Genomic DNA, 23,913 nt, shown 5'->3' with positions numbered 1-23,913 from the left:
AGGCACGGCACCGACTTGATCACTCGCGCCTCTTTGACCACCATGAACAGTTGTGCATAATTCTTGCCGTGCCGCATGGTGACAGCTAAGTAGGCCGTGGTCCGTGACCGTTGTCTGGCCGCGCCGAACAGCTTGGAGGTAGTGACATGCCCGCTCAGCGCAGGTACCCGGCCGAGGTCATGGAGCGCGCCGTTCGTATGGTGCTCGACATCCGTACACAGGACCCGGACCGTGTTGGCGTAGTAGGTACCGTCGGTGACCTCATGAAGATCCACCCTGAGGTACTGCGGCATTGGGTTAAGAAGGCCGAGGCCCGTCGTGAACCTACGGTTGAAGTTCCGGCTGACGATCGGCTGCGCCAGCTGGAAGTTGAAGTCCGGGACCTGCGCCGGGCCAATGCAGTTCTCAAGGCAGCCACACTGACATTCATCTCAGAGCTTGAGGTTGCCCAGCCCCACTGACAGTTCAAGGTTTCTCCGCGGGGCGATTAATTCCCCTCACGAAAGGCACGTCTCTGACGGGCCATATCTGCACCACACCACCCCTCTAATATCCGCGTGCCCGATCACCTGTTGAGGACCTCTGAATAGGAAGCCCCAGGTAAACGGTTTCGCTACGCTGGAAGCGCTGGGCTTGCGTCCGCTTTCCACGCAGAAATGTGAGAGTCAGGTCGATGCCCTCAATCTCGCCCTGCCAGCCCTCCGTGACTGCCCGGTTGCGACGCTGGACCAGATCCTGCTCCAGCTCATCCAGCCGGAACAGCATTTTGGGATTGATGCTTAGCATCGGGCAGCGAATGCAGGCATGTTCGTGCGCGCAGGACGTTCCGTAAGGCCGGCCGCAGGACCCCAGCTCGACCCGACGCTTGTCGAAATGCTGTTGGAAGTCGCTCCACTCGTCGGCACTGGGCTCGCGGTATTCGTCCTTGGGCCGCTCGGCCCGACGCCGGGCGAGGAACTGCTGGTACTGACTGATCACGTCCTCGTCGAACACAGCGACGTAACCGCGGGTCGTCCGAATGTCGAGGTGTCCGAGCAGGGCGGCCCCAATGTGGATGGGTAGACCGTTGTTCACCAGCTCTGTGGCGAACAGCCTGCGGAAGTCGTGGGGCGCGAACTTCACCCCCTTGAACTGCGGGTGCGTGACCGCGAGTGTGTCGCAGGCCCGTTTGATCATGCGCCAGATGGTTGTGGTGGACATGCCTCGCTGGATGCCGCCGTGGAACGTTTGAAACAGGTAGGGCAGCTCCTCACTCCAGACCTTTTCGTGCAGGTCGTAGCGGGCGCAGACCGGAACAGTGCCGTGATGGTCACGGTGACGCCGGATGATCTGCGCGATCACGTGGAACAGCTCGGCCGACATGGGAATGACCCGTTCCCGGTCACTCTTGGACGGGGAGATGACCAGCAGGGCCACGACTTCGCCGCTGGATCGCTGGTATTGCCGGACGCTGAGATGCGTCAGCTCGGTCAGTTCCTCGGCCCGCAGGCCGGCCAGCCGCAGGGTCTCGACGACGGCCCACTGCCAGAAGGCATTGTTCTCGTCCCGGGACAGGTGGACGAGTTCGCCGGTGGTGCGGTTCACGGCCCGGATCGGCGGGCGGTTGTGCCGCTGGTCCTTGGTCGAGACCCGCAGCCAGGTGGTCCCGTCGACGGTGAACTCTTCGCCGTTCTCGACCTGCCGGGCGGCTTCAAGCATGGTCCGCAGTCGGTGCCAGGTGTCGTTGACGTACTGGGACAGCACCGGCAGGAGCGGCTGCCGGTCGCGGGTGCGGTTGGCCATGCGCTCTTGCAGCCGACGGCGCCGCAGGTGGAACCAACGCAGGTCAGCGTCTCGGACCGGACAGGGGGCGGACCACTTCGACCAGCGTTCTGGCTCGGCGACGGCCCAGGTCTGAAGATCCAGGTAAAGGGCGCGGACGGCCATCAGCGGCCCGTCGACGTCCAGCCGGGGCTTGCCGTTGGGCAGAACCAGCAGCCATTCCTTCCAGCTGGTGAAGGTCTCTTCCGACAGCCGCAGGTCCTTCTGGTCCGGGTTGATCTCCTCGATCTGCTTCCAGAACACCCTGACCAGCAGGTTGGTCAGCCCGCGCAGCGTGGAGTAGTCCAGTCCGGCGGAGCGTCGGCGGATGTACTCGACCAGGACGTCCCGGACTTCCCGGTTGCGCAGCTGGTGACGGTCGACGGCCTCCTCGACGGAGATCTGCCCGCGGGTCACGGCCGCCCGGAAGCTGCGGGGTGTGGAGGCGGGGAACTGTCCCATGTCGTGCAGGATCGGCCAGGCCAGAGTTCCGGCGTAGGTGCCCGATTCCGAGTTCTCACCGGCCAGGCCATGGGCCCGGGACTCGACGGCGTAGTGCATCAGGGCCTCGGGCGTCAGGTCCTTCAGGTCGATGCCGAAGACGGTCAGCGCGCAGCAGACGTCGAACTTCGCCTTGCTGCGGCGGGCCTGTGCCATCGGCAGCTGGTCGGCTCGCGCGCAGAACTCCTCCAGCCACGGGTCCTTCGCGACGCCGCGGAACCAGGGCGCGTAGTGGAAGAAGCGGTTGCAGCGGAACCCCAGCAGGGTGGGCCGGACCAGCCGCATGGCGAAGGCGTAACCGGCAGCGCGGTTCAGCCGGTTACGCAGCTGCTTGTCGTCGCCGGCAACGTCTCCGACCGGCCGTCCCCCATCGTGTCCGGACGCCTCCCATCGCTCCTGCCAGGTTGCCCCGGAGAACGTGGCGAGGTGTGCAAGGAAGTCCCGCATGGCATTGCGCTGCCTCCACCGCTCCTTCTCCTGCCCGCCCTGCGTGAAGTGCTCGGCAGCGACCGCGACGATCTCCGTGGCCGGTACAGTGCTGAAGTCGCCGAGAGAGCGGGGCGGCTGGGCCGGGGGCGGAGGCGGCGCGGGGGTGATCGCGGTCGGCGCAAAGTTGCCAGCCGAGACGGAGCTGTCGAGTTCGTGGCGGCGGACCCTGTTCGTTGTCGGGCCCTTCAACCGCAGGCTGTTGCCGACCTTACTGCCCGCCACCGAACACCGCCTCGATGTCGTCCGCAGCGTACTGGGTCGGCCATGACGTCGGCTGAACGGGCCGGGAGTAGTGGGCGGCAAGCTTGTCGACCAGGTCGTCCAGGCCGACAACCGTGTAAAGCTCGGTGGTGCTGATATGGGCGTGTCGCAAGATCGTCTGTACTTCCACGAGCGTGAGTTTCGGGTCCCGGGCCATGCGGGTGGCGGCCGTGTGCCGCAGGTCGTGCAGGGTCCAGTTCGAGTCGAGCTTCTCGACGGCCCGCTGGATGATCCGTCGGGCCGCCCAGTAGGTCAGCGGCCGGGGTTTACCTCGCCGGGTCCGCCAGATGAGGGCTCCGTCCGCTGGCAGTCCCGCCTCGTCCAGGTAGGCGGCGAGGTGGGCCAGGGCCTCCGGGGAGGCCGGGACGGGCTGCCGGGCCCGGGTGCCTTTGGTGATCACCCAGAGCTGGCCCTTGGTCCAGTCGACGTCGCCGAGTTCGACGCCCAGCAGTTCCGAGGCGCGGGCGCCGGAGGAGACGTAACAGGCCAGCAGAGCCCGGTCCCGGGTGCATCCCATTTGCGCGAACAGCTCGTTCCACTGCGGGTCGGACATGGCGCGCGGCTGCCGGGCGGTCAGCTTCGGCCGCAATCGGCCCCGCCGGTGCTCGGCCCGGGTTTCCAGGGGCGACCGGTGGGACAGCGCGGCACGGCGAGCGTGGTTCTCCGGGACGGGGTTGAGCACCGGTCCGCGGCCGAAGTGCATGTGGAAGGCGTAGAAGCCGTGGACCACGGTCAGGTTGTGGGCGATGGTCGCCGGTGCATATCCGGCCCGCAGCCTGGGCTTTCCGGTCTTCGGGTTCACCGTTCCGGGCTGGGGACTGCCGGGGCGCCGGCGCTGCCGCTGCGGGTTGCGGGCGTGGCGGAGCCAGCCCACCAGGGCGACGGCTTCCGCCTCGGTGACCTGTTCCCACCCGACGTCCAGGGCCCACAGGACTCGGAACCAGCGCAGCAGGTCGTACGCGTAGCTCCGGCAGGTCTCGGGGCTGGCGTCGCCCAGCATCCGGTCCCGCAGGTACCGGCTGACCGGCTCGACCTCCCGGCCGGCGGCATCGACCACGAACCACGGCAGCGATGGCATCGTACCCGCCACTACCGCCCCCACCCGGGGCATCCGTACCCGTCCGTCGATCAGATCGCCATGAAGCGAAGGAGTCTCATGCATCCCCACATGCTCACCACACACGGCCCTCGACGCGAGCAGATCAACCAGATAGTGCAGTTAACAGACCAGGCGACCCATCCGGCGAGGGTGAGCGGTGCGGCCGCGTGCTCGCCGTACGACCCGACGCAGCGACGGGCCAGGGCCCGCCAGAGGCGCAGCGCGGGTGCCGCCTCGTCCCCCTCCATCCATTCCGCGGCGCGATCACGGGTCGTACGGTCCTGGAGGCCGAGGATCATCGTCGCCGCCTCGTCGTGTCCGAGCAGCAGGTCGTCGCGCAGGTCCTCGGCGGCCGTTCCGGACACGGGCCGGGCCTCCGCGAGGCGTCGCATCACCCGCTGTGCCAGGTGCAGCGTCTCCTGCGCCACCTCCGTGCGGCCGGCGTCGTCGAGGATCCGCGTCACCAGCGGCACGGCCGCCGCGTCCAGGGCGGCTTCCTGCTCGAGGGCCACATCGTTCTCCCGGGGCAGGAGCCTGGCGCGCAGTTCGCCGAGCGTGCCGCGCACCTGGATTCCGGCGTACGTGGCCGCCGCGGCCAGCACGGACGTGCCTGGCAGCCCCATGGGCGTGCCTTCGGCCGGGCAGCAGGCCCGGTCGTCGCAGACGTACGACCAGAAGCGTCCCGCCGAGACGCAGAGCGCCTCGACCACCGGAACGTCCAGGGCGCCGCACTCGACGCGCAGTTGCTGAGCCAGCGGCCGCAGTCGTTCCATCACGTCCTGGCCCGTCTCGCCCGGTGCCGGTTCCTGACAGAGGTAGGCCACCATCTGCTCGGGGCGTGCCCCTCGGCGTTCGCTTCCGATCACCAGGCCGTGGACCAGCTGTCCGGCCGCGGCGGCCCAGTCGTCCGGGTTCGCGGGAACGCCGAGCCGGGCCCGGCCACCGAAACGGCCACGTCCGTCCCGGTCCCGCAGGGCGACCAGGACGATGCTGTCCTCGGGGCGGTATCCGAGCAGGTACGGCAGGGCGTCGGCCAGTTCGGCAGGGGTGCGGAGGGTGACCTGCGGCTCGTCACGGGATTGGTCGTCCGGGAAGCGGGCCGTCCGGCCGGAGTCCTCGAATCCCTCGATGTCACCGTTGTCGGAGGGTCCGGTCGTTTCGCTGTGGTTCGTCATGGCCCGACGATCTCGCGGATCGCGAAGTTCCGCTTTGCCCTGTGGATAACTCTGAGCAGGGACGCGTCACCGGGCACTCGGCGACCGCGCCCCTTCCTCCCGTACGTCCGGCTGTCAGTCCCGTCCTGTTGTATGGAACGCATGGAGCACACGAGCAACGCGGATCTCCGGACAGCCGCCGACGCGGTCCTCGCCCGCCTCGTCGGGGACGCGTCCGAAAGCGCCCGACTGCGGGACGACCAGTGGCGGGCGATCGAGGCACTGGTCGCCGAGGGGCGCCGGGCCCTGGTCGTCCAGCGCACGGGGTGGGGCAAGTCGGCGGTCTATTTCGTGGCGACCGCCCTGCTGCGCGAGCGCGGAGCGGGCCCCACCGTGATCGTCTCCCCGCTGCTCGCGCTGATGCGCAACCAGGTCGAGGCGGCGGCGCGGGCCGGCATTCGCGCCCGGACGATCAACTCCTCCAACACCGAGGACTGGGACGCGATCCAGGACGAGATCGCCGCCGGTGAGGTCGACGTGCTGCTGGTGAGTCCCGAGCGGCTCAACAACCCGGACTTCCGTGACCAGGTGCTGCCCAAGCTCTCCGCCGCGACCGGACTGCTCGTGGTGGACGAGGCCCACTGCATCTCCGACTGGGGCCACGACTTCCGTCCGGACTACCGGCGACTGCGCACGATGCTCACCGACCTCCCGCCCGGCGTACCGGTCCTGGCCACCACTGCCACGGCCAACGCCCGGGTGACCGCCGACGTGGCGGAGCAGCTCGGCACCGGGGGCACCTCGGACGCGCTGGTGCTGCGCGGACCACTGGACCGGGAGAGCCTCAGCCTCGGCGTGCTGCGGCTCTCCGACGCCGCGCACCGGATGGCATGGCTCGCCGACCACCTCGACCGGCTCCCGGGCTCCGGGATCATCTACACGCTCACCGTGGCCGCCGCCGAGGAGGTCACCGCCTTCCTCCGGCACCGCGGCCACACCGTCGCCTCCTACACCGGCAAGACCGAGAACGCGGACCGGCAGCAGGCCGAGGACGATCTGCTCGCCAACCGGGTCAAGGCACTGGTCGCCACGTCGGCGCTGGGCATGGGCTTCGACAAGCCCGACCTGGGGTTCGTGGTGCACCTGGGCTCCCCTTCCTCGCCCATCGCCTACTACCAGCAGGTCGGCCGTGCCGGACGCGGTGTCAAGCATGCCGAGGTGCTCCTCCTGCCGGGCAAGGAGGACGAGGCGATCTGGGAGTACTTCGCCTCGCTGGCCTTCCCGTCGGAGGACCTGGTGCGCCGCACCCTCGACATCCTCGGGGGCGCCGAGCGGCCGCTCTCCCTGCCCGCCCTGGAGCCGTTGGTGGAGCTGCGCCGCTCCCGCCTGGAGACCATGCTCAAGGTCCTCGACGTGGACGGCGCGGTGAAGCGGGTCAAGGGCGGCTGGATCGCGACCGGGCAGCCGTGGGCGTACGACTCCGAGCGGTACGACTGGGTGGCGCGGCAGCGCAAGGCCGAGCAGCAGGCGATGCGCGACTACGCCTCGACGAGCGAGTGCCGGATGGAGTTCCTGCAACGCCAGTTGGACGACGAGGGGGCCAAGCCCTGCGGTCACTGCGACAACTGCGCGGGGCCGCGCTTCACCGCGGACACCTCCGCCGGCAGCCTCGACGCCGCGCGGGTCGATCTGGGCCGGGCGGGCGTGGAGGTGGAGCCGCGCCGCATGTGGCCGACCGGTCTGCCGGCGATCGGGGTGGACCTCAAGGGGCGCATTCCGGCCGGGGAACAGGCCTCGACCGGCCGGGCCCTGGGCCGGCTGTCCGACATCGGCTGGGGCAACCGGCTGCGGCCCATGCTCTCGGCGCAGGCGCCGGACGGCCCGGTACCGGACGATGTCGCCCAGGCCGTCGTGACAGTACTGGCCGACTGGGCCAAGGGGCCGGGCGGCTGGGCTCCGGGCGCCGCCGACGGACGGCCCCGGCCGGCGGGTGTGGTGACGATCGCCTCGCGGACCCGGCCTCAGCTGATCCACTCCCTGGGGGCGCGCATCGCCCAGGTCGGGAGGCTGCCGTTGCTCGGTTCGGTCGAGTACACGGGCGAGGCGCCCGCGGCGTCCCGCAGCAACAGCGCGCAGCGGCTCAAGGTACTCGACGGCGCGCTGACGGTGCCGCCGGCGCTCGCCGCCACCCTGGACGGTCTTGACGGCCCGGTTCTGCTCGTGGACGACTGTACTGAGACCGGCTGGACCCTCGCGGTGGCGGCCCGACTACTGCGCCGCGCGGGCGCGCGGGAGGTGTTGCCACTGGTCCTGGCCGTGCAGGGATGAGACCCGGCCGTGAGTGCGCTTCGCGGGGCGGCGGCCTCGCGCGGCCGCCGGTGGTACGTTCCGTGCGTCACCCGGCCGCGCTCTGGGTAGGGATATAGGACGCGCATCATCCGATAACGGTCGTCGGTCCCAATTGCTCGTTGCCGCATCCCAGTTCGACAGGAAGAATTGAAGTCCGCTCCCCGCACGGCTCGTCCGTGATCCGGCAGGGCTTCACTGCGGTGCGCGCTCCCCGAACCCGACCCCGCCCGCAGTGTGGGCGCGCAGCCGAAGGGAGGAACGTGACCTTCGGATTCGCTCCGTCCTCGACGGCACCCTTGTCGTCGTCCGCCTCAACCGCCACTCGTATGCTCGAACCGGCGGAGTGGGCCGCCGCCGGAATCCCATTGCTGCGCAATCCGCGAGAGGTCGTCAGCGGACTCCATACGCGACACCGCCCGGGTCCCGCGACCGCGATCGTGGCCGTGCTCGATCCCGACGAACGAGTGCGTGCCAGCGCCTCGTTCACCGGCCACCGGGCCGCGGCCGACGGCTGGATGTTCCGCAACGCGCTGCTCGCCCAGCTGCGCCGCGTCATCCCGCACGACCTGCGGCGCCGCACTCCTGTGCGCACCGCCGTGCTGCTCTACTGCCGTGAGGGCGACGCGCGTTGGACGGAGGAGGACGGTGCGTGGATGTGGGGCCTGCGGGACGCGTGCACGTTGCACGGGCTGCGCTGCGGCGCGTACATCACGCTGACCCGGGACGGATGGCAGGTCCTCGGCGAGGGCCGTGGCGGCCGTCGGCCCAACGCGGACTCGGCACCGGAGCCGTTCGCCACGTCTCAGGCACCGCTCCCGCCACCGCGTACCGGCGGCGTCGCCTCGGACGTACTGCGTCGCGCAGCGGCCCGCTGAGCCCCACGGGCACGGTGCACCAGAGCACCGCGCCACGAAGTCCCGTACCGCGTCAGGTCCGTGGAGGAGCCTGACCACGGACCCACGGGTGCGACGAGCACGGCGGCCACCGGGGACGACGAGGCCCACACCATGCGGGGCCGGCCGAGCGGCCCCGCATCGCATCGGTGTCCGCCACCCCGGCCGAACAGGCTCAGACCCCAGCGCCCAGCAACGAGTTGATGCGCTCCGGGTCACCGCAGACGATCAGCAGGGCGCCGGCGCGGGCGTGCGCCGCGGACAGGGCGGTGACGGCGGAGGCCTCGGGGCCACCGTTGAGCGCCACCACGACCACCGGCCGGGACGTGGCACGGCTCGCGACGGCGGCGTCCGCGTAGAAGACGTCGTCGCCCGCGTCGTGCTGCGCCCAGTAGGCCGCGTCGCCGAAGGAGAGTTCGTGGGCGGCCCACGGGTGCGGATCGCCAGTGGTGATCACCAGCACGTCACCGGGGGTGCGGCCGGAGTCCAGCAGCAGGTCCACGGCCTCCTCGGCCGCGTCGAGCGCGCCCTCGGGAGAAGCCGGGATGAGCTGGATCTGCGCGGTGGCCGGGGCGGCGGCCGGAGCAGCCGGGCCCGAGGGGCCAGGCTTGGCGGCTGCCGAGTCACGCGACGCGCGTTGCGCCGGCGGCGCCGGTCGCGCGGGACCGGGACGGCCGGGGCGCGGCGGAGCCGCGGGGCGGGGGCCGGGTACGGGGCGGGGGGTCGGCGCGGTGCGGCCGCTGGCCGGAGTGGCGCGGGGACCCTGGGCCTTCTCGTGAATCTGAGGCTCCTCGGGAATGAGAGGCATGGGCTGATATTTATCAAACGTTGGTGCGGCTCGCGTCGGCGGGTGGCACGTGCCTGCGAGCGGAGCGGTCAGAAATCGAATCCGAGCTGGCCCTCGATTTCCGGAACGCTTCCGTCCACCCAACTGCGGACCTTCTTGAGGTGCCGCCACTGGGGCAGCGCATCAAGATACGCCCACGACAACCGGTGGTGCGGAGTGGGCCCCCGCTCCTCCAGTGCGGCCTTGTGCACGGGAGACGGGTACCCGGCGTTGTCCGCGAAAGCGAAGTCTGCATGGTCGATGCCCAGTTCGGCCATCATTTTGTCGCGCTGGACCTTGGCGAGCACCGAGGCCGCCGCGACAGCCACGCAGGACTGGTCACCCTTGATCACCGTACGGACCTTCCAGGGCGCCCCGAGGTAGTCGTGCTTGCCGTCGAGGATGACGGCGTCGGGGCGGACCGGCAGGCCCTCCAGAGCTCGCACCGCCGCCAGTCGAAGCGCCGCGGTCATCCCCATGGCGTCGATCTCCTCCGGCGAGGCGTGCCCCAGGGCGTGAGACGTCACCCAAGTCCGCAGTTCCTCGGCGAGTTCGGTGCGGCGCTTGATGGTGAGCAGCTTGGAGTCGGTGAGGCCCACCGGGGGCCGTCGCAAGCCGGTGACCGCGGCACAGACCGTGACCGGTCCGGCCCACGCGCCGCGCCCCACCTCGTCGACACCGGCAATGATCTTCGCTCCGGTCGTAGCGCGGAGTGAGCGCTCGACAGTGTGGGTAGGCGGTTCGTAGGGCATGACGCCCTTAGCCTACGCCGCCCCGAACCGCCGACGACACCCCGGTTCCCCGAGAGCGGCGGGGATCCACGCCGGCCGGGGATCAGGCGCCGTCGGGCCGCAGCAGCGGCACCATCATCCGGTCGATCATTTCCTCGATCTCCCGGTCCGTCCATTCGCTTCCACAAATCTTGGAGCGGTACATCATCATTGCCGGGATGGCGTCGAAGACGTATGCGTTCGCCGCGTCACTCCGGACTTCACCCCGCTCTATCCCACGGGTGATGACCTCGCGGAGCATGGCGAGGGTCGGCTCGATCACGCCCTCGAAGATCACCGCATGGAAGCGCTCCGCCTGCACGCTGTCGCATTCGTGAATAACTGATCGCAGGGCGAACCCCGGGCGCGAGAACATCGCGTCGCGCGCTCTGCGACAGAGCGCCAGCAGGTCGTCGCGCACACTTCCCAGGTCCGGCACCGTGTCGAAGCGCGGCAGCCCGGACCGCAGCGCGTCCGCGACGAGATCCTCCTTGGACGGCCAGCGGCGGTAGACGGCCGCCTTGCCGGTCTGTGCGCCGGCGGCCACGCCCTCCATCGTGAGGCCGTTCCAGCCGACGGTTCCGAGCTGCTCCAGCGCGGCGTCGAGGATCGCGCGTTCGAGGACCGCGCCACGCCGACGGGAGGGCGGCGTCTGGGCGGAGGCGGCCACCCAGTGCGAAGCAACCATGACCAAGGTCTCCAATGAGCGGGGACAACGGGTTTTCGGGGACGAGAGGCGTGCCGGGCGGCCACAGCGGGGGACGGACCGCACGACACCCCAACAAGTGAACGCTTGCGTTCACTGTCCGGGAGTCACTAACGTTTGAGCAGCAGTGAACGCGAGCGTTCACTAATTCGTTCGTGGGGGACACATAGTGACAACCTCTCTGATACCGGACCGGAAACCGGGGGCCGCCCGCCGGGAGGGGCGCCCCGGCATCGCGCTCACGGTCATCGCGGCCTGCCAACTCATGGTGGTACTCGACGCGACGATTGTGAACATCGCCCTCCCGCACATTCAAGAAGCGCTCAGCTTCAGCACCACCGACCTCACCTGGGTCGTCAGCGCCTACACGCTCACCTTCGGCGGTCTGCTGCTGCTCGGCGGCCGGGCCGGTGACATTCTCGGCCGGCGCCGGGTCTTCATGACCGGCATCCTGCTGTTCACCTTCGCCTCGCTGCTCGGCGGCTTCGCCCAGGAACCCTGGCAGCTGCTGGCGGCTCGTGTGCTGCAAGGCGTGGGCGGCGCGATCGCGTCGCCCACGTCGCTGGCCCTCATCACCACCACCTTCCCCGAAGGACCGGAACGCAACCGGGCCTTCGGTGTCTTCGCGGCCGTGTCGGCGGGCGGCGGCGCCATCGGTCTGCTGGCGGGCGGCATGCTCACCGAGTGGCTCGACTGGCGATGGGTCCTGTTCGTCAACGTGCCCATCGGCGTACTGATCGCCGTGCTCACCCCGCTGTACATCAACGAGTCCGAACGGCACTCCGGCCGCTTCGACATAGCCGGGGCGGTGACCTCGACGGCGGGTATGGCCTCCCTCGTCTACGGCTTCATCCGCGCCGCGGACGAGGGCTGGCGGGACGACCTGACCATCGGTTCCTTCGCGGCCGCCGTTGTCCTGCTGCTGGCCTTCGTGTTCATCGAGCGGCGGGCCAAGGAGCCGATCACCCCGCTGAGGATGTTCGCCGACCGCAACCGCGCCGGCACGTACGTGATCATGCTGAGCCTGGCCGCGGCGATGTTCGGCATGTTCTTCTACATCGTGCTGTTCGTGCAGAACGTACTGGGCTACACCCCGATCGAAGCCGGCCTGGCCTTCCTGCCGGTCACGGTGGTGATCGCACTGGGTGCGGGCCTGTCCCAGCGGTTCCTGCCGGTCTTCGGCCCCAAGCCCTTCATGATCGCGGGCTCGACGCTCGCCGCGATCGGACTCGGCTGGCAGGCCCTGATCAGCTCCGACAGCTCGTACGTCGGCGGTGTCCTCGGCCCGATGCTGATCTTCGGATTCGGCATGGGGCTGAACTTCGTGACGCTGACACTGACCGCCGTCTCCGGGGTCGCCCAGCACGAGGCGGGCGCCGCGTCCGGTCTGCTCAACACGAGTCAGCAGGTGGGCGGATCGATCGGCCTCGCCATCCTGACGACGGTCTTCGGCACGGCCAGCAAGAACGAGGCGGAGAAGCAGGTGCCGGACTTCCTCGCCGACGGCTCGGCGGAGCAGAAGGCGGAGTTCGCCCGGACACAGCAGCTGCCGGCCCCCTGGGGGCACGACGTGCTGGCGCAGGGCATCTCGGCGGCCTTCATCCCGGCCGCGGCCATGGCAGTCCTCGCCCTCGCCACGGCGTGGCTGGTGATCCGGGTGCGCAAGAGCGACCTGGAGGCCCTGTCCGGCTCCGCCGGTCCGGGGATCGGCTGACGCCGCGGTACCGGCGGCCGGGCGGATAGCGTCCGCGGGCGGCACACCTGCCCGCCGCCCGGCCGACCGGTACCGGTCCGCTCCGCGCTCCCCCGCCCGCGTGCTCGGCCGCGTGAGGAACACCAGGAGCGGCAGCGCGACAAGCAACAGCCACAGCACTTCCATGCCCCGCTTCCCCCTTCCCACGGCACCCCGACCCCCTACGAAGCTGCTGCCTCGCACGGCGGATGTCATGAGAACGGGCAGCGGTCACGCAGAGTTCCCGGCATGCACGGAGCGTGGCTATGCGGTCGTGGCCATCCACCCGGGCAGAGCCTCGACCCGCTCCGCCCAGCCGGCCGGCGGCGCACCCGCCTCGCCCGCGGCGACCACGCCGCCCACGATGGCGCACGTGGTGTCCACGTCCCCGCCGACCTGGGCGGTCGTCCAGAAGGCTCGCTCGTAGTCCCCGAGGGCCCGCGCGGCCGACCAGAGAGCGAAGGGAACGGTGTCGTGGGCGGTGGTACGCCTGCCGCAGCCCAGCACGGCCGCGACCGTCGCGGCGTCGCCGTAGTCGAGCATGTCCCGGGCCCGTCGCAACCCGGCCCCGACCGCGCTCTTCGGCACCAGCGCGATCACGCCGTCCAGAAGCGCGTGCGCGGTGGGAGGCCCGCCGGGGTCCGCGGCCAGCGCGGCAGCGGCGGCGACCGCCATGGCGCCGACCACCGCCTCACGGTGCTGGTGCGTGGGGTAGGCGGAGATCTCCGCCTGATGGGTGGCCTGTTCCGGGTCGTCCGCGTACCAGGCACCCAGCGGGGCGATGCGCATCGCCGCACCGTTGCCCCAGGATCCCTGGCCGTTGAACAGCGCGGCGGCGAGCTCCCGCCAGTCGCCGCCCTCACGGACCAGGCGCAGCAGCCGGTTGACCGCGGGGCCGTAGCCGCGGTCGAAGTCGTGGTGGTGGGCGAAGGAGAGGGCCAGCGCGTCCTGGTCGATGCGGTGGTGGGTGGCCAGGACGGAGACCACGGAACAGGCCATTTCCGTGTCGTCCGTCCACTGCCAGGTGCCGGGCGGCAACGCACGGTCCTTGAGCAGCGGGTAGTTCGCGGGCACGAAGAACTGTGAGCCGAGCGCGTCTCCCACCGACAGTCCGCGCAGGCTGGAGAGGGCGCGGTCCAGGCGCCCCTCGAAGGTTGAATGAGCGGTCATCGCCTCGCCACTCTAGCCGGTGATCCCGTACGGTTCCGGATCTCGCCAGCGTTCGAAGGGCCGGTCAAGACCGTACTTGCCGTCCTCACCGAGAACGAGCATCCGCATCTCGCCGTTCCCGGGGTTCGAGAGCGACTCGAACTCCGCGACCGTCCAGTGGAACCACCGCATGCAGAACAGCCGCATGGCCAGACCGTGGGTGACCAGGAGGACGTTCGGAGGATGGTCGGGGTCCTCGAAACTCCGGAACAGGCTCTCCAGGAAGCCACCGACCCGGTCGTACACGTCGGCACCGGACTCGCCCTGGGCGAAGCGGTAGAAGAAGTGGCCGTAGGCGTCCCGGTAGGCCTTCTGCAGGCGCACGTCGTCACGGTCCTGCCAGTTCCCCCAGTCCTGCTCACGCAGCCGGGGCTCCTCCCGGATCCGTATCAGCCCCGGATCCAGGTGGAAGGCGTGCAGCGTCTGATGCGTGCGGCGGTACGGGGAGACGTACACACTGACCCGCTCACGGCCGAACACCTCGCGCAGCGCCCTCCCGGTCTCCTCCGCCTGCGCCCGGCCCTGCTCGGTGAGGGCGAGGGCGTGGTCGGGTTCGCGCTCGTACACGGAGTCGTCGACGTTGCCGGTCGACTCGCCGTGCCGTACCAGAACGATGCGCCGTGGTCGTGCCATGCCTTGCACCCTAGATCGAGACGGGGCGAACCAAGCACTCGCAGGGGCCCCGTACGGCGTACGTCACACACTTCTCACACCGCCGCCGTCAGGGCCCGCACACCGGCACGGGGTGCCGGCCGGGCCCTCAGACGGTCCAGGAGGGTTCCAGCTGCACGATGTCCCCCGTCAGGGCCGCGATGTCGGCCTCCGTCTGGGCGCGCAGGGCGAGCCGCTCCACCCGCTCGGTGCGGTACTTGCCGTGCTCGGCGGCCGACCGCCACATGGACAGCACCAGGTACTCGTTCCCCGGCGCCTCGCCGAACAGCCCGCGGATCATGCCGGGCGAGCCGGCCATCGCCGGGTTCCAGACCTTCTCCTGCATGAGGACGTAGTGCTCGGCCCGCTCCTCGTGCACGCGGCAGAGCGCCACCCGCAGCAGGTCGGCGTCCGTGAAGCGGGGTTCGAACCCGGTTTTCACGTCGAAGCGGTAGTCGAAGAGCCTGACCTGCGCGTCCTTGAAGGTGCCCGCCTGCGCCGAGGCCAGCCGGTCGTGGGAGCGGGCCATGAAGGAGTCGTAGAAGGCACGGCTCTCCCAGAAGGCGAAGACGTGCGCCACGTCCGGGCGTCCCCGGCTCCAGCCGCCCCCCTGCCCCCGAAAACCCGGCTCCCCCGGAAGCCCCGCCCACTTTCGCTGCCCCCGCTCGAACCCCCGGCGGTCCACCACGGTGCAGCGAATCCACTTGACCAGCACCGCGCCATCGTAAGGCCAGGAACGTGGCACCGGTCACTGTCCGGCGGACCGCTTGCCACCGCCGGAGTCGCTGTGCGTGGCAGGATGGACAACCGGCCGTCACCGCTCGGCAGTTGAGGTGGCCGGGCAGGGGCGGGGTACCTGGAAGGGGAAGTCTGTGAACGGCCTCAGCAAAGGCATGGGCAAGGTCGAGGTCGCGCTGCGGTGGGATCCGAACCCGGCGGGGCAGCCACCCGCCGACCTGGACGTCGTCGCCGGGACCTACTCGGCCGAGGACCCGTACGGTGCTCCCGTCTACGTGGTGCACCACGACAGCCGCTCCCCCGACGGCACCATCTATCTCGACCGGGACAGCCAGGACGGCAAGGGCTTCGGCTACGACGAGGTCATGACCCTGGAGCTGGAGCGGCTCGACGCGCGGTACGCGCGCGTGGTGGTCGGGGTCGCGATCCAGCAGCGCACCGAGGACCGGACCTTCGGCGACGTGACCAACCCGGGCCTGCGCATCCGGGAGGGCTACACCGACCTGGCCACGGACGACTTCGGCGGAGTCCCCGGCGCGACCGCGGCGACGGTCGCGGAGTTCGTGCGGGACGAGACGGGGGCTTGGGAGTTCCGGGCCGGCGTCCACGGTTTCGAGGGCGACCCAGCGGCCTTCGCCGCCACCATGGGCGCGGTGCGCCGCTCCTGACGGCGCGCGTGCATGAGTAAGGGGCGTCCACCAGGGTGGACGCCCCTTACTCATTGAGCGCTACAGAGCACTACGGGTCAGCTGCAGCCGCTCGTCGAGCCGCAGCCCTCGCAGATGTAGCAGGAGCCGGCGCGCTGCATCTTCGTTCCGCAGGAGAAGCACAGCGGGGCGTCGGCCTGGATGCCCAGCTGCATCTCCACCAGCTCGGCGCTGGTGTGCGCCTGCTGCGGAGCGGGCTTGGCCGCCTCGACCTCGGCCTTCGGCGTGACGACGGCCTTCAGCTCCTGGGCGCGCGGCGCCGACTGGGCCAGGCCCTCGACGTCGAGCTCGTCGTCGGACGGCTCGTACGAGCCGGTCTCCAGGTGGCGCTGGCGCTCCTCGGCGGAGTGGATGCCGAGCGCGGAACGCGTCTCGAAGGGCAGGAAGTCCAGCGCCAGGCGGCGGAAGATGTAGTCGACGATCGACTGCGCCATCCGCACGTCCGGGTCGTCCGTCATGCCGGCCGGCTCGAAGCGCATGTTGGTGAACTTCGAGACGTACGTCTCCAGCGGCACGCCGTACTGGAGGCCGACGGAGACCGCGATGGAAAAGGCGTCCATCATGCCCGCGAGGGTCGAGCCCTGCTTGGACATCTTCAGGAAGACCTCGCCGAGACCGTCGTCCGGGTAGGAGTTGGCGGTCATGTAGCCCTCGGCGCCGCCGACGGTGAAGGACGTGGTGATGCCGGGGCGTCCCTTCGGCAGGCGCTTGCGGACCGGGCGGTACTCGACGACCTTCTCGACCGTCTCGCGGATGGCCGCCTCGGTCTTCTCGGTGATCTCCGCCTTCTCCTGCTCCTTCTTCTTGGCGGAGAGGGGCTGGCCGACCTTGCAGTTGTCGCGGTAGATGGCGAGCGCCTTGACGCCCATCTTCCACGCCTCGAAGTAGACCTCTTCGACGTCCTCGACGGTCGCCGACTCCGGCAGGTTGACCGTCTTGGACAGGGCGCCGGAGATCCACGGCTGGATGGCGGCCATCATTCGGACGTGGCCCATCGCGGAGATGGAGCGCTCGCCCATGGCGCAGTCGAACACCTCGTAGTGCTCGTGCTTGAGACCGGGGGCGTCGATCACGTTGCCGTGCTCGGCGATGTGGGCGACGATCGCCTCGATCTGCTCCTCCTGGTAGCCCAGGCGGCGCAGGGCCTGCGGGACGGTGCCGTTGACGATCTGCATCGAGCCGCCGCCGACCAGCTTCTTGAACTTGACCAGGGCGAGGTCGGGCTCGAGGCCGGTGGTGTCGCAGGACATCGCGAGACCGATGGTGCCGGTCGGGGCGATGACGGACGCCTGGGAGTTGCGGAAGCCGTTCTTCTCGCCGAGGCGCAGCACGTCCTGCCAGGCCTCCGTGGCGGCGGCCCAGACCGGCGTGTCCAGGTCGTCCATGCGGACGGCCTTGGCGTTCTCGTCGGAGTGCTGCTTCATGACCCGCAGGTGCGGCTGCGCGTTGCGGGCGTAGCCGTCGTACGGGCCGACGATCGCGGCGAGTTCGGCGGAGCGCTTGTACGACGTGCCGGTCATCAGGGAGGTGATGGCGCCGGCCAGGGCGCGGCCGCCGTCGGAGTCGTACGCGTGGCCGGTCGCCATCAGCAGGGCGCCGAGGTTGGCGTAGCCGATGCCGAGCTGGCGGAAGGCGCGGGTGTTCTCGCCGATCTTCTGCGTCGGGAAGTCCGCGAAGCAGATGGAGATGTCCATGGCGGTGATGACGAGCTCGACGACCTTCGAGAAGCGCTCGACGTCGAAGGACTGGTTGCCCTTGCCGTCGTCCTTCAGGAACTTCATCAGGTTCAGCGAGGCGAGGTTGCAGGACGTGTTGTCCAGGTGCATGTACTCGCTGCAGGGGTTCGAGCCGTTGATGCGGCCGGACTCCGGGCAGGTGTGCCAGTGGTTGATGGTGTCGTCGTACTGGATGCCCGGGTCGGCGCAGGCCCAGGCGGCCTCGGCCATCTTGCGGAAGAGCGCCTTGGCGTCGACCTCCTCGATGACCTCGCCGGTCATGCGGGACGTCAGGCCGAACTTGCCGCCGTCCTGCACGGCCTTCATGAACGTGTCGTTCACGCGGACCGAGTTGTTGGCGTTCTGGTACTGGACGGACGTGATGTCGTCGCCGCCCAGGTCCATGTCGAAGCCCGCGTCGCGCAGGGCGCGGATCTTCTCCTCCTCCTTGACCTTGGTCTCGATGAAGTCCTCGATGTCGGGGTGGTCGACGTCGAGGATGACCATCTTGGCGGCGCGGCGGGTGGCGCCGCCGGACTTGATGGTGCCGGCGGAGGCGTCGGCGCCGCGCATGAAGGAGACCGGGCCGGAGGCGTTGCCGCCGGAGGAGAGCAGCTCCTTGGAGGAGCGGATGCGGGACAGGTTCAGGCCGGCGCCCGAGCCGCCCTTGAAGATCATGCCCTCTTCCTTGTACCAGTCGAGGATCGACTCCATGGAGTCGTCGACGGACAGGATGAAGCAGGCGGAGACCTGCTGCGGCTGGGGCGTGCCGACGTTGAACCAGACCGGGCTGTTGAAGCTGAAGATCTGGTGCAGGAGGGCGTAGGCCAGCTCGTGCTCGAAGATCTCGGCGTCGGCGGGCGAGGCGAAGTACTTGTGGTCCTCACCGGCCTTCCGGTACGTCTTCACGATGCGGTCGATGAGCTGCTTCAGGCTCACCTCGCGCTGCGGGGTGCCGACGGCGCCCCGGAAGTACTTGCTGGTGACGATGTTGACCGCGTTCACCGACCAGAATTCGGGGAACTCGACGCCACGCTGCTCGAAGTTGACCGAGCCGTCGCGCCAGTTGGTCATGACGACGTCACGACGCTCCCAGGCCACCTCGTCGTAGGGGTGGACGCCGGGAGTGGTGTGGACGCGCTCGACACGGAGTCCCTTGCCCGCCTTGGTGCCCTTGGCGCGGGAACTCCGTGCCGGACCGCTCGCCGTCTCTGTCATGCCGCCTCCCTGTACGGGCGAAAACGCCCTGAAGTGCCCCGATTGTTCCCGTGGGCACGGTGTTCTGTCTGGTGTCGCGGGCGTCTCTCGCTCCGCCCGCGACAGGTCTTCTCGTTCGCCGTCGACCGGCCGGGCCCGGGCGCCGAAGTCCGGGTCCGGCCCGCCGGTCAGTCGGCGGCGCCTGCGGGCTCGGGGACCTGTGCCGCCCCCGTGGACCCGCGGTCGTTCTCCTGGCTCCCCGCACCGGCGTCGCCGTCGCCGTCCGCGCCGGGGCGCCCCGTCGTCTCCCTGAGCTCCGCGATCGCGGCCTCGAAGTCGTCGAGCGAGTCGAACGCCCGGTAGACGGAGGCGAACCGCAGATAGGCGACCAGATCGAGTTCCTGCAGCGGGCCGAGGATGGCCAGCCCCACGTCGTGGGTGGTCAGCTCGGCACTTCCGGTGGCCCGCACCGCTTCCTCGACCCGCTGGCCGAGCTGCGCGAGCGCGTCCTCGGTGACGGGCCGGCCCTGGCAGGCCTTGCGCACGCCGTTGATCACCTTGGTGCGGCTGAACGGTTCGGTGACCCCGGACCGCTTCACCACCATGAGCGAGCACGTCTCCACGGTCGTGAAACGACGGGAGCAGTCGGGACACTGGCGGCGCCTGCGGATCGACGTGCCGTCGTCGGTGGTGCGGCTGTCGACGACACGGCTGTCGGGGTGCCTGCAGAAGGGGCAGTGCATGTACTCCGAACCCTCCTCACAGCAGACCCATTAGCCACAAAGGGCCCTTCAGACCCCTCGAAGCAGCCCCAAGCATAGGCGATCGCGGCGGGCCCGAAGACCCGGGGGACCACAACTTGTGGGCTGCTCCCGCAATCCAACCACTAGATGTGGGGATTGGCTCACACATACACGCCCTGCACGCGTGTCGCGCCAATCCGTACGGAACCCGTACGGCCGCCACGGCCCCGCGGTCACTCACACGCGCCCGCACACGCATCTGCGGCCACACCCGCATGCACGCACATGCACACGCACGGCCGTATCCGGCGAGGGCATGCGGAGATACCGTGGCCGCCGCGGGGAGGGGGAGTGGGACTACCGCACAGATGGACGGACCCGCCCCGTCGAACGGGATGCCGGATGGCAGACTGGGGCGACACCTCCGAGGTTGTCGCCACGGCGGTGAAGAGTACAGCAATGAGCGCTTTTGTCCGTCGGGCGCCGCGGTAGCTATACACCCAGACATACGATCCAGGCGAGCGATTCCCGTTTTTTCACTCGAACGTGTGTTTGGCGCAACCTTTCGAAAGCTACTACCGTTGGGCAGCAGGGAGACCATCGAGAGGGGCCGACGTGACCACCACCGCCGACAGTGCCGCCATCACTGCCCAGGACCGCCCCCAGGGCCGACCTGAGCCGATGCACGCCATGAGCGACGCCGCGACTCCAGAGGGGCACAAGCGCTCCCTGCCGGGCCGCCCTCCGGGCATCCGGGCGGACAGCTCGGGACTGACCGACCGCCAGCGCCGGGTGATCGAAGTCATCCGCGACTCGGTGCAGCGGCGCGGCTACCCGCCGTCGATGCGGGAGATCGGCCAGGCCGTCGGCCTTTCCAGCACCTCCTCCGTCGCGCACCAGCTGATGGCACTCGAGCGCAAGGGTTTCCTGCGCCGCGACCCGCACCGCCCGCGCGCCTACGAGGTACGCGGCTCCGACCAGGCCGCCTCCGTGCAGCCCACGGACACCGCCGGCAAGCCCGCCGCGTCGTACGTCCCGCTCGTCGGGCGCATCGCGGCCGGTGGTCCGATCCTCGCCGAGGAGTCCGTCGAGGACGTCTTCCCCCTGCCCCGACAGCTGGTCGGCGACGGCGAGCTGTTCGTCCTGAAGGTCGTCGGCGACTCGATGATCGAGGCCGCCATCTGCGACGGCGACTGGGTCACGGTCCGCCGCCAGCCGGTCGCCGAGAACGGCGACATCGTGGCCGCGATGCTCGACGGCGAAGCCACCGTCAAGCGCTTCAAGCGGGAGGACGGCCATGTGTGGCTGCTCCCGCACAACGCGGCGTACGAGCCGATCCCGGGTGACGACGCGACCATCCTCGGCAAGGTGGTGGCCGTACTGCGCCGCGTCTGAGCGCCACGGCGGGCGGGTACGCGACACCAGCGACCCGCCGACCCGACCGGGCCCCGGAACCTCTGCGCCGGTTCCGGGGCCCCGCGCTGTGCGGCGGCCGCACAGCGCGGGCCCGGTCGCTCAGTCGCCCTCGGACTCCGTCCGCCGGGCCGCCGCGTCGATCGCGGCGAGCGACTTGCGGACCTGATTGCGGTCCGTGGTGAACCAGAAATCGGGCAGTGAGGCCTTCAGATAGCTCCCGTACCGCGCCGTGGCCAGCCGCTGGTCCAGTACGGCGACCACACCTCGGTCGCCCGACGCCCGCACGAGACGCCCCGCGCCCTGCGCCATCAGCAGCGCGGCGTGCGTGGCGGCGACCGCCATGAAGCCGTTGCCGCCGGCCTCCTCCACCGCCTTCTGGCGGGCGCTCATCAAGGGGTCGTCCGGCCGCGGGAACGGGATCTTGTCCATCACGACCAGCTGACAGCTGGGCCCGGGGACGTCCACGCCCTGCCAGAGCGACAGCGTGCCGAAGAGGCAGGTCTCCGGGTCGGCGGCGAAGTTCTTGATCAGCTCGCCGAGCGTCTCCTCGCCCTGGAGCAGGATCGGGTACTCCGGGATCCGGGAGCGCAGCTCCTCGGCGGCCAGCTGGGCCGCACGCATCGAGGAGAACAGGCCCAGCGTGCGTCCGCCGGCCGCCTGGATCAGCTCGGTGAGCTCGTCGAGCATGTCACCGCGGTCGCCGTCCCGGGCGGGGCGGGCCAGGTGCTTGGCGACGTACAGGATGCCCTGCCTGGGGTAGTCGAAGGGCGAGCCCACGTCGACGCCCTTCCACTGGGGCACGTCCTCGCCCTCGGTGCCCTCGGGGGCGAGGCCCAGGGAGGCCCCGACGCCGTTGAAGTCGCCGCCCAGCTTCAGGGTGGCGGAGGTCAGGATCACCGAGCGGTCCGCGAAGAGCTTCTCCCGCAGCAGGCCCGCGACGGACATGGGAGCGACGCGCAGGGAGGCGCCGAAGCGGTCGTGCCGCTCGTACCATACGACGTCCCACTCGGAGCCGTTGGTGATGCGCTCCGCCACGTCGTGCACGGACTCCACGGAGGCGAGCGCCTGCTTGCGCACGGCGTCCTCGTCCTGCACGGACTTGTCGCGGGTCGCGCCGATCGCGGAGATGACCGTACGGCAGGCGTCACGGAGCGCCATCAGCGCGTATCCGAGGTCTTCCGGGATCTCCTCCAGGCGGCCCGGCAGCGCCAGCTCCATCAGTCGCTCGAAGCCCTCGGCGGCGGTCTGGAGCTGGTCGGCGGCCTTCTCGTTGACCAGCTTCGCGGCCCGGCGCACCGCCCGGTTGACCTGGCCGGGGGTCAGCTCTCCGGTGGCGACCCCGGTGACCCGGGAGACCAGCTCGTGCGCCTCGTCGACGATCAGCACCTCGTGCTGCGGCAGGACCGGCGCGCCCTCGATGGCGTCGATGGCGAGGAGGGCGTGGTTGGTGACGACGACCTCGGACAGCTTGGCGCGCTCCCTGGCCATCTCGGCGAAGCACTCCGCGCCGTACGCGCACTTCGAGGCGCCCAGGCACTCCCGGGAGGACACCGAGACCTGCGACCAGGCCCGGTCCGAGACGCCGGGCGTCAGGTCGTCCCGGTCGCCGGTCTCGGTCTCGTCCGCCCAGTCGCGCATCCGCAGTAGGTCCTGGCCCAGCCTGCTGGTGGGCGCGGCGGCCTCGAACTGGTCGAAGAGGCCCTCCTCCTCGTCCTGCGGCACCCCCTCGTGGAGCCGGTGCAGACACAGGTAGTTCGACCGGCCCTTGAGCATCGCGAACTCCGGGCGGCGGCGCAGCTGCGGGTGGAGCGCGTCGACCGTGCGGGGCAGGTCGCGCTCGACCAGCTGGCGCTGCAGGGCGAGGGTCGCCGTGGCGACCACGACCCGCTCCCCCTGGGCCAGCGCGGGCACCAGGTACCCCAGCGACTTACCGGTGCCGGTGCCGGCCTGGACCAGCAGATGGGAGCCGCCGTCGATGGCTTCCTCGACGGCTTCGGCCATGGCCACCTGGCCGGGACGCTCCGTGCCGCCGACGGCGGTGACGGCGGCGTGCAGGAGTTCGGGGAGAGAGGGCTTCGTCATAGCGCGACCACCCTACGGCCCGGGACTGACAATCGGGCACGGAAGGCGGTTGCGGTCGGGAGGGGCCGGCGGGACTGTGGGGACGGCGGCGGCACAAGTGGCTCCTGGGCGGAATGGTCGGCGAGCGAGCGGCACGGCGTCACGGCACCTCGCGCGGGGACCGGTCGCGGATCATGAGGGCGGCCCGCTTGGCCGGCAGGTCGATCTCGCCGGACAACCGGAACCCGGCGCCGAGGAACGCGGCCACGGACGGACGGTTGCGGACGTCGGGTTCGGCGAGCACGCGCGTGCAGGAGGGCCGCCTGCCGAGGACGAGCTCGGCGACGGCCCTGATCAAGGTCGTCCCGATGCCCTGCCCGCGGTCGGCGGCGTCGCCGATCAGCAGGTGGAGGCCGGTGTCGTGCGGTCGTACGGGACAGTAGCGGGCCAGCGGGTCGAGGTCGGCGCGGTACAGCTCCCAGTAGCTCATCGGCACCCCCTCCAGCAGGCCGAGGCACGGGACGCTGCGTCCGTCACCGGCCAGCTGGGCCCGTACGTGGTCCTCGGTCACGCTCTGCGGTCCGGTCAGTTCCCAGAACTCGGCGACGGCGGGGTCGTTCATCCAGCGGTCGACGAGTGGCAGGTCCCGCTCGGCGTGCACGGGAACCAGGTGGAACTCGCCCGCCGCGGTGGCGACCGGGCCCCAGTCGGCGACGCGGTCGAGCAGATCGCCGCCGGTCCGCCGGGGCGGCGGCGTCCCGGCGGGCGCGCCCTCCTTCCCGTCCTTACCGAAGAGGGCGATGAACTCCGCGGGCAGGTGCAGGTCCAGGGTGTCGTCGGCGCTCGCGTCGGTGGAAGTCACGGGGTCGCTCTTTCGGGGACGGGGACGGGAACGG

Annotated in this window: 18 protein-coding genes and 1 pseudogene; 6 read left to right on the top strand and 13 right to left on the bottom strand. The window is 70.2% G+C overall.

Annotated features, from left to right (window positions below):
• Positions 1 to 146 precede the first annotated feature (146 nt).
• Positions 147 to 461 carry a transposase gene (locus M6G08_RS17060; protein ID WP_272588008.1) on the top strand — a complete coding sequence of 105 codons (315 nt, stop codon included), beginning with the start codon at positions 147 to 149 and terminating at the stop codon, positions 459 to 461.
• Between the two features lie 85 nt (positions 462 to 546).
• Here M6G08_RS17060 and M6G08_RS17055 read toward each other — a convergent pair whose 3' ends face one another.
• The 3 genes and pseudogenes from M6G08_RS17055 to M6G08_RS17045 form a co-directional block, all read right to left on the bottom strand.
• On the bottom strand, positions 547 to 3,012 hold the full coding sequence (locus M6G08_RS17055; protein ID WP_272588007.1) for a tyrosine-type recombinase/integrase: 2,466 nt from the start codon (positions 3,010 to 3,012) through the stop codon (positions 547 to 549).
• Positions 2,999 to 4,129: a tyrosine-type recombinase/integrase gene (locus M6G08_RS17050; protein WP_336298999.1), complete on the bottom strand. Its 1,131-nt coding sequence runs from the start codon at positions 4,127 to 4,129 to the stop codon at positions 2,999 to 3,001. Before M6G08_RS17050 ends, M6G08_RS17055 begins: the two co-directional genes overlap by 14 nt.
• Positions 4,130 to 4,275: 146 nt before the next feature.
• Positions 4,276 to 5,325 (bottom strand): annotated as a pseudogene (locus tag M6G08_RS17045) (DUF4192 family protein); the annotation flags it as partial.
• Between the two features lie 141 nt (positions 5,326 to 5,466).
• On the opposite strand from M6G08_RS17045, the gene M6G08_RS17040 reads away from it, so the two are divergent.
• Together M6G08_RS17040 and M6G08_RS17035 are read left to right on the top strand one after the other, a co-directional pair.
• Positions 5,467 to 7,632, top strand: a complete 2,166-nt coding sequence (locus M6G08_RS17040) for a RecQ family ATP-dependent DNA helicase (RefSeq protein WP_272588006.1) — start codon at positions 5,467 to 5,469, stop codon at positions 7,630 to 7,632.
• Between the two features lie 281 nt (positions 7,633 to 7,913).
• Positions 7,914 to 8,528, top strand: coding sequence for a hypothetical protein (locus M6G08_RS17035; protein ID WP_272588005.1), 615 nt, complete (start codon positions 7,914 to 7,916; stop codon positions 8,526 to 8,528).
• Between the two features lie 193 nt (positions 8,529 to 8,721).
• On the opposite strand, the gene M6G08_RS17030 is transcribed toward M6G08_RS17035, so the two are convergent.
• The 3 genes from M6G08_RS17030 to M6G08_RS17020 all read right to left on the bottom strand — a co-directional run bounded on the left by M6G08_RS17030 (position 8,722) and on the right by M6G08_RS17020 (position 10,830).
• Positions 8,722 to 9,354: a hypothetical protein gene (locus M6G08_RS17030; RefSeq protein ID WP_272588004.1), complete on the bottom strand. Its 633-nt coding sequence runs from the start codon at positions 9,352 to 9,354 to the stop codon at positions 8,722 to 8,724.
• 68 nt (positions 9,355 to 9,422) lie between these two features.
• Positions 9,423 to 10,124, bottom strand: a complete 702-nt coding sequence (gene rnhB / locus M6G08_RS17025) for a ribonuclease HII (RefSeq protein ID WP_272588003.1) — start codon at positions 10,122 to 10,124, stop codon at positions 9,423 to 9,425.
• Between the two features lie 82 nt (positions 10,125 to 10,206).
• Positions 10,207 to 10,830 carry a TetR/AcrR family transcriptional regulator gene (locus tag M6G08_RS17020; protein ID WP_272591361.1) on the bottom strand — a complete coding sequence of 208 codons (624 nt, stop codon included), beginning with the start codon at positions 10,828 to 10,830 and terminating at the stop codon, positions 10,207 to 10,209.
• 184 nt (positions 10,831 to 11,014) lie between these two features.
• On the opposite strand from M6G08_RS17020, the gene M6G08_RS17015 reads away from it, so the two are divergent.
• Positions 11,015 to 12,562, top strand: a complete 1,548-nt coding sequence (locus tag M6G08_RS17015) for an MFS transporter (protein ID WP_272591360.1) — start codon at positions 11,015 to 11,017, stop codon at positions 12,560 to 12,562.
• A gap of 282 nt (positions 12,563 to 12,844) precedes the next feature.
• Here the strand turns inward: M6G08_RS17015 and M6G08_RS17010 are convergent, their stop codons facing one another.
• The 3 genes from M6G08_RS17010 to M6G08_RS17000 form a co-directional block, all read right to left on the bottom strand.
• Complete coding sequence (locus M6G08_RS17010) at positions 12,845 to 13,750, bottom strand: ADP-ribosylglycohydrolase family protein (RefSeq protein ID WP_272588002.1); 906 nt, start codon at positions 13,748 to 13,750, stop codon at positions 12,845 to 12,847.
• A 12-nt stretch (positions 13,751 to 13,762) separates the two neighbouring features.
• The gene (locus M6G08_RS17005; RefSeq protein WP_272588001.1) at positions 13,763 to 14,422 is read right to left on the bottom strand and encodes a histidine phosphatase family protein; all 660 of its coding nucleotides are present in this window, start codon (positions 14,420 to 14,422) and stop codon (positions 13,763 to 13,765) included.
• A gap of 127 nt (positions 14,423 to 14,549) precedes the next feature.
• Positions 14,550 to 15,155, bottom strand: a complete 606-nt coding sequence (locus tag M6G08_RS17000) for a YdbC family protein (RefSeq protein WP_073731754.1) — start codon at positions 15,153 to 15,155, stop codon at positions 14,550 to 14,552.
• A gap of 157 nt (positions 15,156 to 15,312) precedes the next feature.
• Here M6G08_RS17000 and M6G08_RS16995 point away from each other — a divergent pair, with 157 nt between their 5' ends.
• Complete coding sequence (locus M6G08_RS16995) at positions 15,313 to 15,846, top strand: TerD family protein (RefSeq protein WP_272588000.1); 534 nt, start codon at positions 15,313 to 15,315, stop codon at positions 15,844 to 15,846.
• A gap of 77 nt (positions 15,847 to 15,923) precedes the next feature.
• Here the strand turns inward: M6G08_RS16995 and M6G08_RS16990 are convergent, their stop codons facing one another.
• On the bottom strand, positions 15,924 to 18,818 hold the full coding sequence (locus M6G08_RS16990; RefSeq protein ID WP_272587999.1) for a vitamin B12-dependent ribonucleotide reductase: 2,895 nt from the start codon (positions 18,816 to 18,818) through the stop codon (positions 15,924 to 15,926).
• Between the two features lie 167 nt (positions 18,819 to 18,985).
• Positions 18,986 to 19,540: a transcriptional regulator NrdR gene (gene nrdR, locus M6G08_RS16985; RefSeq protein WP_272587998.1), complete on the bottom strand. Its 555-nt coding sequence runs from the start codon at positions 19,538 to 19,540 to the stop codon at positions 18,986 to 18,988.
• Between the two features lie 615 nt (positions 19,541 to 20,155).
• Between nrdR and lexA the strand changes: the two genes are divergently transcribed.
• On the top strand, positions 20,156 to 20,935 hold the full coding sequence (gene lexA / locus M6G08_RS16980) for a transcriptional repressor LexA (protein ID WP_272587997.1): 780 nt from the start codon (positions 20,156 to 20,158) through the stop codon (positions 20,933 to 20,935).
• Between the two features lie 120 nt (positions 20,936 to 21,055).
• Here the strand turns inward: lexA and M6G08_RS16975 are convergent, their stop codons facing one another.
• Entirely contained in the window at positions 21,056 to 23,038 is a 1,983-nt protein-coding gene (locus tag M6G08_RS16975; protein ID WP_272587996.1) for an ATP-dependent DNA helicase, read from the bottom strand.
• A 139-nt stretch (positions 23,039 to 23,177) separates the two neighbouring features.
• The gene (locus M6G08_RS16970) at positions 23,178 to 23,879 is read right to left on the bottom strand and encodes a GNAT family N-acetyltransferase (RefSeq protein ID WP_272587995.1); all 702 of its coding nucleotides are present in this window, start codon (positions 23,877 to 23,879) and stop codon (positions 23,178 to 23,180) included.
• Between the last annotated feature and the right edge of the window lie 34 nt (positions 23,880 to 23,913).

The sequence above is a fragment of the Streptomyces sp. M92 genome (genome assembly GCF_028473745.1).
GTDB lineage: Bacteria > Actinomycetota > Actinomycetes > Streptomycetales > Streptomycetaceae > Streptomyces.
The sequence above is the reverse complement of the archived record's forward strand: the minus strand, read 5'-3'. Positions and strand labels throughout refer to the sequence as shown.